Annotated in this window: 10 protein-coding genes; 5 read left to right on the forward strand and 5 right to left on the reverse strand. The window is 73.5% G+C overall.

The annotated features are described in order from the left end of the window. Window positions 1-3: 3 nt before the first annotated feature. Window positions 4-1,026 carry a LacI family DNA-binding transcriptional regulator gene (locus ACIQLL_RS01835; protein WP_402462436.1) on the reverse strand — a complete coding sequence of 341 codons (1,023 nt, stop codon included), beginning with the start codon at window positions 1,024-1,026 and terminating at the stop codon, window positions 4-6. Between the two features lie 197 nt (window positions 1,027-1,223). Between ACIQLL_RS01835 and ACIQLL_RS01840 the strand changes: the two genes are divergently transcribed. The 5 genes from ACIQLL_RS01840 (at window position 1,224) to ACIQLL_RS01860 (ending at window position 6,073) form a co-directional block, all read left to right on the forward strand. Continuing rightward, window positions 1,224-2,360, forward strand: coding sequence for a Gfo/Idh/MocA family protein (locus ACIQLL_RS01840; protein ID WP_402464598.1), 1,137 nt, complete (start codon window positions 1,224-1,226; stop codon window positions 2,358-2,360). Window positions 2,361-2,419: 59 nt separating this feature from the next. Further along, entirely contained in the window at window positions 2,420-3,637 is a 1,218-nt protein-coding gene (locus ACIQLL_RS01845) for a dihydrodipicolinate synthase family protein (RefSeq protein WP_402464600.1), read from the forward strand. 85 nt (window positions 3,638-3,722) lie between these two features. After that, entirely contained in the window at window positions 3,723-4,592 is an 870-nt protein-coding gene (locus tag ACIQLL_RS01850) for a sugar phosphate isomerase/epimerase family protein (protein ID WP_402462439.1), read from the forward strand. 111 nt (window positions 4,593-4,703) lie between these two features. Continuing rightward, window positions 4,704-5,483: an ABC transporter ATP-binding protein gene (locus ACIQLL_RS01855; RefSeq protein ID WP_402462442.1), complete on the forward strand. Its 780-nt coding sequence runs from the start codon at window positions 4,704-4,706 to the stop codon at window positions 5,481-5,483. A gap of 134 nt (window positions 5,484-5,617) precedes the next feature. Beyond that, a complete protein-coding gene (locus tag ACIQLL_RS01860) occupies window positions 5,618-6,073 on the forward strand; it encodes an ATP-binding protein (RefSeq protein ID WP_402462445.1) in 456 nt (151 codons plus the stop codon). Window positions 6,074-6,123: 50 nt separating this feature from the next. Here the strand turns inward: ACIQLL_RS01860 and ACIQLL_RS01865 are convergent, their stop codons facing one another. The 4 genes from ACIQLL_RS01865 to ACIQLL_RS01880 form a co-directional block, all read right to left on the reverse strand. Beyond that, window positions 6,124-7,635 carry a rhamnulokinase gene (locus ACIQLL_RS01865; protein ID WP_402462447.1) on the reverse strand — a complete coding sequence of 504 codons (1,512 nt, stop codon included), beginning with the start codon at window positions 7,633-7,635 and terminating at the stop codon, window positions 6,124-6,126. A gap of 26 nt (window positions 7,636-7,661) precedes the next feature. Continuing rightward, window positions 7,662-9,716, reverse strand: coding sequence for a bifunctional aldolase/short-chain dehydrogenase (locus ACIQLL_RS01870; RefSeq protein WP_402462450.1), 2,055 nt, complete (start codon window positions 9,714-9,716; stop codon window positions 7,662-7,664). A 69-nt stretch (window positions 9,717-9,785) separates the two neighbouring features. Continuing rightward, window positions 9,786-10,751: an alpha/beta hydrolase fold domain-containing protein gene (locus ACIQLL_RS01875; RefSeq protein ID WP_402462453.1), complete on the reverse strand. Its 966-nt coding sequence runs from the start codon at window positions 10,749-10,751 to the stop codon at window positions 9,786-9,788. Between the two features lie 25 nt (window positions 10,752-10,776). After that, window positions 10,777-12,087, reverse strand: coding sequence for an MFS transporter (locus ACIQLL_RS01880; RefSeq protein WP_402462456.1), 1,311 nt, complete (start codon window positions 12,085-12,087; stop codon window positions 10,777-10,779). Window positions 12,088-12,171 lie beyond the last annotated feature (84 nt).

Consider the following 12,171-nt stretch of genomic DNA (forward strand, 5'->3'; position numbering starts at 1 on the left):
CGCTCAGCGCGCGGTGGACTCCCGCAGCACCACGTCGTGACCGACGGCGGCGCTCACCTCGGCGCCCTCCTCGGCCACGGCGGCGGCCACGGCCAGGCGCCCCATCTCCTCCAGCGGGATGGACACCGTGGTGACCCCCGGGACGTGGTCCCGCAGCGTGGGGATGTCGTCGAAGCCCGCCACGGGGACGTCCTGCGGCACCTGGAGCTCGAGGTCGCGCAGACGGGCCACGAGCCCGATGGCCATGACGTCACTGACGGCGAAGACGCAGGGCGGGTCCTCGCCCGCGGACCGCGCGGCCCGCGCGATCTCGGCCACCCGGTCCCCCGCCGCGTATCCGCCGTCGCGGGAGAACTGCTGCTCGACGACCTCGACGACCTCGCCGCCGCCGGAGGCCACGGCCCCGGCGAACGCCCCGGCGCGCTCCTGGGCGGTGACCACCCGTTCCGGCGAGCCGAGCACCACGAAGCGCCGGTGGCCCTGCTCCAGCAGCGCCGCGGCCAGCGCGGCGGCGCCCGCCACGTTCGGCGGACGGATCACGGTGGCGGTCCCGAGCGGCTGTCCGACGACGACGGCGCGCCCGCCGGAGGCCTGGAACGCGGCGAGCTCGTCGGCCACCGGGGCGTCCTCCGGCGCCGACCAGCGGGTGCCGGCCACGACGATGGCGTCCACCCGGTGGGCGGCGAACGCGGCGACGGCGTCCCTCTCGGCGGCCGGGTCGCGTTCGGTGGAGGCCAGCAGCACCATCCGGCCGTGCTCACGGGCCGCGGCCTGCGCCCCCGCGGCGATCGAGGAGAAGTAGGGGTCCGAGATGTCCTGCACCACGAGACCGAGCAGCCCGGTGCGCGACCTGGCCAACGCCTGGGCCTGCGCGTTGACGACGTAACCCAGCTCGGCGGCCGCGGCGCGTACGCGTTCGACCAGCTCCGCCCCGGGCTGGCGCGCGGAGCCGTTGAGCACCCGGGACGCCGTCGCCAGGGACACCCCCGCGCGGTCCGCCACGTCCTGCAGCCGTGCCCTGGCCATCTGCACCTCTTCGTCGATTCCGGTCCCGGCGCAGATCGTAGGTCGCACCGTCCGACGGCTGCTTGACGCAACGCCGCACACACCTTAACGTTAGGACGGAAAGCGCATTCCCCGCACGCCGAGCACGACCCGCACCACACCGGTGCCCTTGACGAAGGAGTCCCTCCGTGAGCACCACCCGCACCCTGCGCATCGCCATGAACGGCGTGACCGGTCGCATGGGCTACCGCCAGCACCTGCTGCGCTCGATCCTGCCGATCCGCGAGCAGGGCGGCGTCGAGCTCCCCGACGGCTCGCGCGTCCAGGTCGAGCCGATCCTCGTGGGCCGCAACGAGGCCAAGCTGGCCGACCTCGCCGCGAAGCACGACATCGCCGAGTACGCGACCGACCTCGACGGCGTCATCCACGCCGAGAGCACCGACATCGTGTTCGACGCCGCGATGACCAACCTGCGCGCCGCCACCCTCAGCACGGCCATGAAGGCCGGCAAGCACGTCTACACCGAGAAGCCGACGGCCGAGACGCTCGCGGAGGCGATCGACCTCGCCAAGCTGCGCGACGAGACCGGCGTCACCGCCGGCGTCGTGCACGACAAGCTCTACCTGCCCGGACTGGTCAAGCTGCGCCGCCTCGTGGACGAGGGCTTCTTCGGCCGCATCCTGTCCCTGCGCGGCGAGTTCGGCTACTGGGTGTTCGAGGGCGAGACCCAGCCCGCGCAGCGCCCGTCGTGGAACTACCGCGCCGAGGACGGCGGCGGCATGACCACCGACATGTTCTGCCACTGGAACTACGTGCTCGAGGGCATCCTCGGCACCGTCAAGACGGTCAACGCCCAGACGGTCACGCACATCCCCACCCGCTGGGACGAGCAGGGCAAGCCCTACGACGCCACCGCCGACGACGCCGCGTACGGCATCTTCGAGATCGCCACCCCCGACGGCGACCCCGTGGTCGCGCAGATCAACTCCTCCTGGGCCGTGCGCGTCCACCGCGACGAGCTCGTCGAGTTCCAGGTGGACGGCACGCACGGCTCGGCCGTCGCCGGGCTGTTCTCCTGCGTCTCCCAGCAGCGCGCCAACACCCCCAAGCCGGTGTGGAACCCGGACCTGCCCACCACCGAGAAGTTCCGCGACCAGTGGGCCGACGTCCCGGCCAACGCCGAGATCGAGAACGGCTTCAAGGCGCAGTGGGAGGAGTTCCTGCGCGACGTCGTCGCCGGGCGCGAGCACCGCTTCGACCTGCTCTCGGCCGCCCGCGGCGTCCAGCTCGCCGAGCTGGGCCTGCGGTCGTCGGCCCAGGGCCGCCGCCTGGACGTCCCGGAGATCTCGCTGTGAGCGCCGCGACCACCTTCCCCGGCGCCCCCGTCCTCGCGGGCTCCGGCGTCACGCTGAGGCTGCCGCGGTTCGACGACGGGGGTCGTCTCGTCGGCACCGAGGTCCGGGAGCTCAACGCACCCGGGCCCTGGCTCGCGCCGTCCGCCCCGATCAGCTCGCGCGTCGCGTTCGCCGCGGCGCACGTGGTCCCGCACGTCGGCGCCGAGAACGTCCCGGGCGCTCCCGCCGTCGTCGACTGGGACGCCACCCTGGCCTACCGGCACGAGATCTGGCGCTACGGGCTCGGCGTCGCCGACGCGATGGACACCGCCCAGCGCGGCATGGGTCTGGACTGGCCGGCCACGCAGGAGCTGATCCGCCGCTCGGCCACCGAGGCGAGGTCCGTCGGCGGGTCGATCGCCTGCGGCGCCGGTACGGACCAGCTCGACCCCGCCGTCGTCGCCGGCTGGCAGCCCGGTGACGAGGCGGCGCTGGCCGCCATCACGGACGCCTACCGCGAGCAGGTGCGCGTGGTCCAGGAGGCCGGCGCCCAAGTCATCGTCATGGCCTCCCGCGCCCTGGCGAAGGTGGCCCGCTCGGCCGAGGACTACGCCCGCGTCTACGACGCCGTGCTGGCCGAGGCCGACGAGCCCGTCGTCCTGCACTGGCTCGGCACCATGTTCGACCCGGCGCTGGCCGGGTACTGGGGCTCGGACTCCGTGGAGACGGCGACCGCCACGTTCCTGGACCTCATCAAGGCCCACCAGGACCAGGTGGACGGCGTGAAGGTCTCGCTGCTGGACGCCCAGCACGAGGTCGGGCTGCGCCGTGCGCTGGCCGCGCTCGACGGCTCGCCCGTGCGGCTGTACACCGGGGACGACTTCAACTACCCCGAGCTCATCGCGGGCGACTCCCAGGGCTACTCCGACGCGCTGCTCGGCATCTTCGCGGCGATCTACCCGGCGGCGTCCACCGCGCTGCAGGCGTTCGACGCCGGTGCCACGGGCGATCCCGAGGGCGCCGCGCGCGGGCACGCCATCCTGGCCTCCACCGAGAAGCTGGGCCGGCACATCTTCGCCGCGCCGACGTACTACTACAAGACGGGCGTGGCGTTCCTGAGCTGGCTCAACGGGTTCCAGCCGGGCTTCCAGCTCGTCGGGGGCCTGCACTCGGGGCGCTCGCTGGCACACCTGGTCACCCTGACCCGGCTGGCCGATGACTGCGGCATGCTGCTCGACCCGGACCTGGCCGCCCAGCGGCTGGGTGCGCTGCTCGTGACGAACGGGGTCGACTCGTGAGCGGGAGGAGCCGCCGCGGAGGGACGCCGAGGAACGAGGTGCACCGCAGCGAGGCACCGCAGCGGTCACGCCAGGAAGGCACATCATGAGCGACCTGAGCCGCTGCTCGCTGAACACCGCGACCGTCAAGCACGCCTCGCTGACCGAGGCCGTCGACGCCGCCGCGGCCGCCGGGATGGGCGGCGTCGGGCTGTGGCGCCACCAGGTCCAGGAGCACGGTGCCGAGGCGGCGCGCAGGATCGTCGAGGACGCCGGGCTGCGCGTGACGTCCCTGTGCCGCGGCGGGTTCCTCACGGCGTCCACCGACGAGGGCGTCCGCGATGCGATCGCGGAGAACACGCGCGCCATCGAGGAGGCCGCCGGGATCGGGACGCGCGAGCTCGTGTTCGTCGTCGGCGGCCTGCCCGGGTCCTCGCCCGAGCAGCCGCCGGCTGCCGGTACGGACCGCGACGTCGTGGCCGCACGGGGTCGGGTCGCCGACCGGCTCGCCGACCTCGCCCCGATCGCCGAGCAGCACGGGGTGCGGATCGTCCTGGAGGCGCTGCACCCGATGTTCGCGGCCGACCGCGCGGTGATCTCCACGCTCGGGCAGGCGCTGGACCTGGCCGCCCCGTTCGCGGCGTCCACCATCGGCGTCGTCGTGGACACCTACCACGTGTGGTGGGACCCGGCGCTGGAAGCATCCGTCCAGCGGGCCGGTCGTGAGGGCCGGATCGCGGGCTATCAGGTCTGCGACTGGAACCTGCCGTTCGCGACGTCCGCGCTGAACTCGCGGGGGCACGTCGGCGACGGCTACATCGACTTCGCGACCGTCTCGCGGTGGGTCGCCGAGGCCGGGTACACCGGCGACGTCGAGACCGAGATCTTCAACGAGGAGATCTGGGCGGTGGACCCGCACGAGACCGCGCGGACCGTCGCGGAGCGCTACGCGGAGCACGTGGCCCCGTACCTGTGAGCGGTGCTCCGGGAACCCTCTCGGACCGCTGTTCGTCGTACTGTGTGGCCCGCCGACGATCCCTTTCCCGTCGGCGGGCCACCAACGTTCCGAGCCGCGAGAAGGTCAGCCATGAGCTCCACCGACACCCCGATCCTGCGCGCCACCGGGCTCGCCGCCGGCTACGGCGGTCGCGACGTCGTGCACGGGATCGACCTCGAGCTGACCCACGGGGCGCCGCCGGTCGGGATCATCGGCTCCTCGGGCGCCGGCAAGTCCACGATCGTCCGGGCGCTCGTCGGGCTGGTGAAGCCGACCCAGGGGCACGTCACCTGGTCCGGCCGCACGGTCACGCGGGTCGGGCTGCGGGACAAGAAGGCGTTCCGGGCTCAGGTGCGCCGGGTCGCCCAGGAGGGCATCGCCGACGTCGATCCCCGGTCGACGGTGGACCGGGTGCTCGGCAAGGCGCTGACCGAGGCCCGTCGCGCCGGCACCCCGAACGGCAGCACCGTCACCGAGCTGCTGGCCGACGTCGCGCTCGAGGGGCGGTTCGCCCCTCGCCAGGTCGGCACGCTCGCCGGCGGGGAGAAGCAGCGGGTCGCTCTGGCGCTGGCGCTGGCCACCCGGCCGGCCGCGCTGCTGCTGGACGAGCCGCTCACCGCCGTCGACCCCGCCATGCGCGGCGAGGTAGTCCGCCGGCTCGGGGAGGCCACCGCCGCCCAGGGCACGGCCGTCCTGCTGGTCACGCACGACCTGGAGCTCGTGGAGCGCCTCTGCCCGACGGTGCACGTCCTGGCCGACGGCACGTTCGTGGCCTCCGGTCCGCTGTCCGCGGTGCTGGCCGACGCCGAGCACCCCGCGGTGCGCGGGCTGGCCGAGGCGGCGCCGCAGGCCGCGCAACGTTTTCGGTGACCACGGCGTCGCGCGGTGCCCGACTCCCCCGCGCGCCGCGGCACCCCGCCGGGTAGTCTCGATCCGGCCCTCGAAGACCCCGCGTCAGGAGTAGCGATGCTCGTCCGGCTTGGCGGTTCGATCACGGTGACCCCGTGACGCCCAGCCCCGGGGCCCCCACCGCAGCGCGCCTCGTGCGGAGCTGGACCTTCCACGACGCCGACGCGCTCGCCTGCGTGCGCGGCCACCTCCAGGAGACGCTGCGTGGGTCCACGGAGCCGTGGTGCGGCTGCAGTGCCGAGGACACGGTGCTCCAGGACATCGTCCTGGTGGCGAGCGAGCTGGCGGCCAACGCCCTCGAGCACGCCGGGACCACCGCCCGCCTGGAGCTGTGGTGCGACGGCACCACCGCGCTGATCTCGGTGACGGATCGGCTGCCGTCCGTGCCGCCCGTCCTCAGTCCCGACCGGGAGCTCGGCGAGGGCGGCTTCGGCCTGCAGCTCGCCCTGCGGGTGGCCGACGACGTCGGCTGGTACCGCACCGCCGGGGAGAAGCACGTCTGGGCGCGGTTCACGCCACGTGACTCGCGTCCGGTCGACCCCACGCTCTGACGAGCGCGGCGTGCCGACGGGGTGACGGGCACCGAGGTGGCGCCGTCGCGTCAGGGCTCGTACCGCACCAGGTCGGCCGAGCGCGCCACCACCCCGCGCAGGGCCGTCAGATCACCGCAGAGCGCGCCGACGGCCCGGGCCTGGACCACGATGTTGCCCAGCGCCGCACCCTCCACCGGCCCGGCGACGACGGGGAGCCCGGTCGCCTGCGCGGTGAGCCGGCACAGCAGCTCGTTCCGGGACCCCCCACCGACGACGTGCACGACGTCGACCTCCCGGCCGGACAGTCGTGTCACCTCGGCCAGGACCCGGCGGTAGGCGTCCGCGAGCGAGTCGAGGATGCACCGCACGATCTGCCCCACGCCGTCCGGGACGGGCTGCCCGGACGCCCGCGCGGCCTCGGCCAACCGGGCGGGCATGTCCCCCGGCGGCAGGAACTCGGGCGCGTCGATGTCGACGACGGTCCGTCCCGGTTCGGCTGCCTCCGCGGCGACGAGTGCGTCGGTGAGCGTGACCTCCTGCCCGGCCTCACGCCAGGTACGAAGGGTCTCGGACAGCACCCACAGCCCCATGACGTTCTTCAGGTACCGCACGGTGCCGTCGACGCCGAGCTCGTTGGTGACGTTCGCGATGCGGCTCTCCTCGGTCAGGACCGGGGAGTCCAGCTCGACGCCGACCAGCGACCAGGTGCCCGAGGAGACGTAGGCGAACCGCTCGTCCTGCGCCGGTACGCCGACGACGGCCGAGGCGGTGTCGTGGGACCCGACCGCCACCAGGGGGACGGCGTCGAGCCCCGTGGCGGCCTGCACGGTGTCGGTGAGGTGCCCGACGACGGTGCCCGGCTCGACCACGTCCGCCAGCCGGGAGCGCAGGTCGCCCAGCCCGGGGTACTCGCGCTGCAGGGCGTCGATCACCGGCTGCGACCACTGCCGCGTCGTGGCGTCCAGCAGCCCGGTGGTCGAGGCGTTGGTGACCTCGGCGACGTTCCTGCCCGTCAGCCACGAGCCGAGCAGGTCGGGGATGAGGCGGATCGACGCGGTGAGCGGCCACACGGCGTCGTCGCGCGCGGCCACGAGCTGGAACTCGGTGTTGAACGGCAGCGTCTGCAGCCCGTTGACCCGGTAGTGCTCGGCGGCGCCGAGGCGGTCGAGGACCTCCTCGGCGATCCCGGCCAGCCGGTGATCACGGTGGTGCCGGGGATTGCCGAGGAGCGCGCCGTCCGCCGCCACGAACCCGTGGTCCACCGCCCAGGAGTCGATCCCGATCGCCGCCACGGGCACGCCACGCTCCCGCGCGGCGAGCCCCGCCGCCCGCAGGCCGTCGAGGATCCCCCGCCACAGGTGCAGCAGGTCCCAGTGCAGGGCGGTACCCGCGCCGGCGGGGACCTCGACGGGTCCGTTGGTGAACCGTGCGACCTCGGACAGCTCGACGCGCTCCGCGCCGGCGTCGCCGTGCACGACGCCGAGCATCACCCGGCCGCTGGTGGCGCCGAGGTCCACCGCCACGAACGCTGTGGGTATGGAATCTGCAGGTTCGGATCGTTCCGAGGCTGCAGATTTCATGCCCACAGCATCGGGGGGTGCGGGGGTCACCGCAGGAACGCCTGCGCCACGCCCGCGTCGACGGGCACGTGCAAACCGGTCGTGTGCGAGAAGTCGGCCGTGCACAGCGCGAAGGCCACGTTGGCGATGTTCTCCGGCAGCACCTCGCGCTTGAGCAGGGTGCGCTGGGCGTAGAACTTGCCGAGGTCCTGCTCCTCGATGCCGTAGGTCTTGGCACGGTTGGCGCCCCACCCGGAGGCGAAGATGCCGGACCCGCGCACCACGCCGTCGGGGTTGATGCCGTTGACCTTGATGCCGTGCTCGCCGAGCTCGGCGGCCAGCAGGCGCACCTGGTGAGCCTGGTCGGCCTTGGTCGCGGAGTAGGCGATGTTGTTCGGCCCGGCGAACACCGAGTTCTTGGACGAGATGTAGATGACGTCGCCGCCGAGCTGCTGGTCCACGAGGATGCGCGCGGCGTTCTTCGCCACGAGGAACGAGCCCTTGGCCATGACGTCGTGCTGCAGGTCCCAGTCGGCCTCGGTGGTCTCGAACAGCGACTTGGACAGCGACAGCCCGGCGTTGTTGACGACGATGTCCACGCCGCCGAACGCGAGCACGGCCTCGTTCAGCGCGGCCTGGACGGCGGCCTCGTCGGCGACGTTCGCCGCGACGCCGATCGCGACGTCGGTGCTGCCGATCTCCGCGGCGACCCCCTGGGCCTTGGCGAGATCGAGGTCCGCCACGACGACGCAGGCGCCCTCGGCGGCCAGTCGCTCGGCGATGGCCTTGCCGATGCCGGACGCCGCGCCGGTGACGAACGCGATGCGCGTGGCCAGCGGCTTCGGCTTCGGCTTGCGCTGCAGCTTGGCCTCCTCCAGCGCCCAGTACTCGATGCGGAACTTCTCCGACTCGTCGATGGGGGCGTAGGTGGACAGGGCCTCGGCGCCACGCATCACGTTGATCGCGTTGACGTAGAACTCGCCGGCCACGCGGGCGGTCTGCTTGTCGGCCCCGTAGGAGAACATGCCGACGCCGGGCACCAGCACGATCAGGGGGTCCGCGCCCCGGATCGCCGGGGGCTCCTCGCCCTTCGCTCGCGCCTCGGCGGCGCCGCGCTCGTAGTAGGCGGTGTAGTCGGCCCGGTAGGCCTCGTGCAGCTCGGGCAGGCGCTCCACGATCTCCTCGACCGTGGCCGTGGCCGGCAGGTCGATCACCAGCGGCTTGACCTTGGTGCGCAGGAAGTGGTCGGGGCACGAGGTGCCCAGGGCGGCGAGCTCGGGGTGCCGCTCGGCGGCGAGGAAGTCCAGCACGACGTCGGAGTCGGTGAAGTGGCCGACCTGCGGCTTGTCCTGGCTCGCGACGGCGCGCAGGTGCGGGGCCAGCGCGGCGGCCTTGGCGCGGCGCTCGTCCTGCGGCAGGGCGCCGAAGCCGTCGAGCGTCGGGCCGAACGGCTCGGGCCGGCCGTGCTCGGCGATGTAGGCCGCCGCCGTGTCGATGATCCACAACGAGTTGGCCTCGGCCTCCTCCGCCGTGTCCCCCCACGCGGTGATGCCGTGGCCGCCCAGCACGGTGCCGATCGCCTCGGGATGCTGCGCCTTGATCTCGGCGATGTCGAGCCCGAGCTGGAAGCCGGGGCGGCGCCACGGCACCCAGACGACCTTGCCCCCGAAGATCTTCTGCGTCAGCTCCGGGCCGTCGGCGGCGGTGGCGATCGCGATCCCGGAGTCCGGGTGCAGGTGGTCCACGTGCTTGGCGTCCACCAGGCCGTGCATGGCGGTGTCGATGCTGGGGGCGGCGCCGCCCTTGCCGTGCAGGCAGTAGTCGAACGCGGCGACCATCTCGTCCTCGCGCTCGACGCCGGGGTAGACGTCCACGAGCGCCCGCATGCGGTCGAGCCGGAGCACGGCCAGGCCCTTCTCGGTCAGGGTGCCGAGGTCGCCCCCGGAGCCCTTGACCCACAGCAGCTCGACGTCCTGGCCGGTGACGGGGTCGGTCTCGACGCCCTTGGCGGACGTGTTGCCCCCGGCGTAGTTGGTGTTCTTCGGGTCGGCGCCCAGGCGGTTGGATCGGGCGACGAGGGATGCGACGGTCTCGTTCGTCATCGGTGGCTCCGGAGTGGTTCGGTTCGGTCGGGTTGCTCGCTGTGCGGCCTGCCGCGGACGGCGGACCGCTCAGGGGGGTGGTTCGTGCGCGGTGCCGACCAGGGCGTCGGCGGTGAGCCAGACGGCGATCCGCGCCAGGCTGCGCGCGCACCCGGGGTCGTCCGGCTGGTTGAGGTGGCCGTGCACGGTGCCGTCCTCGCGCACGACCAGCACGTCGGTGCCGGCGGCGGCGAGCTCGGCCGCGTACGTCTCCCCCGACGAACGCAGCGCGTCGCGGTCGGAGGTGACCACCAGGTGCGGCGGCAGCCCGCGCAGGTCCTGGCCGCCGGGGAACGCATACGGCGAGTCCGGCCCGCCGTCGTGCCCCAGGTAGTTGTCGTTCATGGCCCGCACTGCCGCCGGAGGAAAGTTCCGGTCCGGCGGCAGCGCGGAGATCTTGGCGGCCAGCTCGGGCCACGGGGTGGGCAGCTCGTAGTGCGCCACGGGGTAGGCGAGCACCACGCTGCGGGGCGCGCCCGGGCTGTCGGTGCACGACGGCGTCGCGGGCGTCGCGACGTCGTCCCCGCCGCGGTGGCCCGCCGCGGCGTCGCGCAGGCGCAGCGCCGCACCGGCGGCGAGGTTCCCGCCGGCGCTCGCCCCGCCGAGCGACCAGCGCTCCGCCGGGACGCCGAGGTCGGCCCCGACCGCCCAGCTGAACGCCCACGCCAACTCCTGCGAGGCGACGGGGAAGCGGGCCCCGTCGGCGTCGTCGAGGCCGTCGATGCCGGACGCCGCCCGGAGGCCCACCGGGGGCGCCAGCGCGTAGTCGACGCTGACGACCACCACACCTCGGCCGGCCAGGGTGCGCGCCACGTGGTCGGCCTCGGGCATGTCGAGGTCGCCGTGCACGAACGCCCCGCCGTGCGCCCACACCAGGCCCGCCACGACGGCGACGTCGTCGGCCTCGGGACGGTACACCCGCACGCGCAGATCACCGTGCGGACCGGCCAGCAGGCGGTCGGTCACGGCTGCGGCCGTGGTGGCGGTGCGGGGCATCGGCGGTGGGCTCCTGTGCGGTGGGTCAGAGGTTGGCGGGGATCTGCGTGGACTGCGGGACCTGGCCGCCGTAGCGCTCCGACTCGATCTCCTCGAGCGACCTGCCCTCGGTGTCCGGGGCGAAGATGGTCCCGATCAGCAGCGCAGCCACGAGCAGGCCCAGGATGATCAGCCCGACGCCCTGCAGGCCGATGCCGCTGAGCAGCACCGGGAAGACCAGGCTGAGCAGACCGACCATGACGCGGGCGAGCATGAACAGCACGCCCTGGGCGCTGGCCCGGTACCGGGTGGCGAAGAGCTCGGCCGTCCACAGGCCGTAGAAGGCCTGTGCGCCGAGGCCGGCCGACACGCCCCAGCCGACCGCGAAGAACAGCAGCGAGAACATCCCGGGCGGGGCGTAGATGAGGACGGCCCAGGCGACGACACCCAGCGCGGCACCGCCGAGGTACAGCCAGCGGCGGGACACCCGGTCGCCGTAGCGCATGAACCCGAAGTAGGTCGCCGCCGCGGTAAGAGTCCACACCAGCACCTGCAGGAGGTTCTGCTGGGTCGCGTCGTGCAGCCCGGCGGCGTCGTAGACGCGCGGCTGGAAGATGCCGGCCTGGCCCGCCACGGTGTTCCACAGGCCGTAGACGCCGAGCAGGAACGCCAGGGCGCCCCAGTTCCTGCGGTCGCGCAGGAGCTGGGAGATGCCGTGGAAGAACGACGGGCGCTGCCCGGCGGCGATCGACCTCTCCCGCTCGGACTTCCAGCGGCGGGACTCGGGGAGCCCGCGACGCACCCACCAGGTGATCGCCGCGATGACGAACAGGTGGGCGAAGATCAGCCGCGACCCCAGCAGCCCGAGCGGTTCGACGACGACGGCGAGCAGGAACCCCACGGCCGGACCGATGGACCACGCGAGCTGGGCGGTGCCCACGTGGGCGGCGCGGTGCTCGTTCGGCGCCTCCTCGGCGATGTAGGTCCACGACGCCGGGACACCGGCGCCGACCGCGATCCCCATGAGGATCACGCCGGCCAGCAGCAGGGCCAGGCCGCCGGAGAAGGTCACCAGCAGGCCGCCGACCATGAACACGATGAGGTCGTAGGTGTAGATGAACTTGCGTCCCAGCCGGTCGCACAGCGGACCGCCGATCGCGGCACCGATGGCTGCGCCGAACGCGTTCGCCGACAGGGCTGCGACGACGCCGACCACGCCGTCGTCGAAGCCGAAGGCCTCCTGCCACAGGGCGAGGCTCGTGGCGAGCGCGATGATGGCGCCGGCTTCGATGTAGTTCGACATGGCGACGGCGATCGTCGCCTTCCAGGCGGTGAGCGTGCGCTTCGGGGTGGTCATGCAGGGGTGTCCTTCACGTCGTCGTGCGACCCGGCCGCCGCACCCCGCAGGGGTGGCGCGGGGGCGGCGGGCAGGTCCGGGGTG

The sequence above is a fragment of the Isoptericola aurantiacus genome (genome assembly GCF_044769875.1).
Lineage (GTDB): Bacteria > Actinomycetota > Actinomycetes > Actinomycetales > Cellulomonadaceae > Isoptericola > Isoptericola aurantiacus.

What these genes read in the sequence shown, in the direction of transcription:
- ACIQLL_RS01880 (WP_402462456.1), bottom strand. Translation starts at nt 12,087, where the DNA reads ATGACCACCCCGAAGCGCACGCTCACCGCCTGGAAGGCGACGATCGCC.
- ACIQLL_RS01835 (WP_402462436.1), bottom strand. Translation starts at nt 1,026, where the DNA reads ATGGCCAGGGCACGGCTGCAGGACGTGGCGGACCGCGCGGGGGTGTCC.
- ACIQLL_RS01840 (WP_402464598.1), top strand. Translation starts at nt 1,224, where the DNA reads ATGAACGGCGTGACCGGTCGCATGGGCTACCGCCAGCACCTGCTGCGC.
- ACIQLL_RS01875 (WP_402462453.1), bottom strand. Translation starts at nt 10,751, where the DNA reads ATGCCCCGCACCGCCACCACGGCCGCAGCCGTGACCGACCGCCTGCTG.
- ACIQLL_RS01865 (WP_402462447.1), bottom strand. Translation starts at nt 7,635, where the DNA reads ATGAAATCTGCAGCCTCGGAACGATCCGAACCTGCAGATTCCATACCC.
- ACIQLL_RS01870 (WP_402462450.1), bottom strand. Translation starts at nt 9,716, where the DNA reads ATGACGAACGAGACCGTCGCATCCCTCGTCGCCCGATCCAACCGCCTG.
- ACIQLL_RS01850 (WP_402462439.1), top strand. Translation starts at nt 3,723, where the DNA reads ATGAGCGACCTGAGCCGCTGCTCGCTGAACACCGCGACCGTCAAGCAC.
- ACIQLL_RS01855 (WP_402462442.1), top strand. Translation starts at nt 4,704, where the DNA reads ATGAGCTCCACCGACACCCCGATCCTGCGCGCCACCGGGCTCGCCGCC.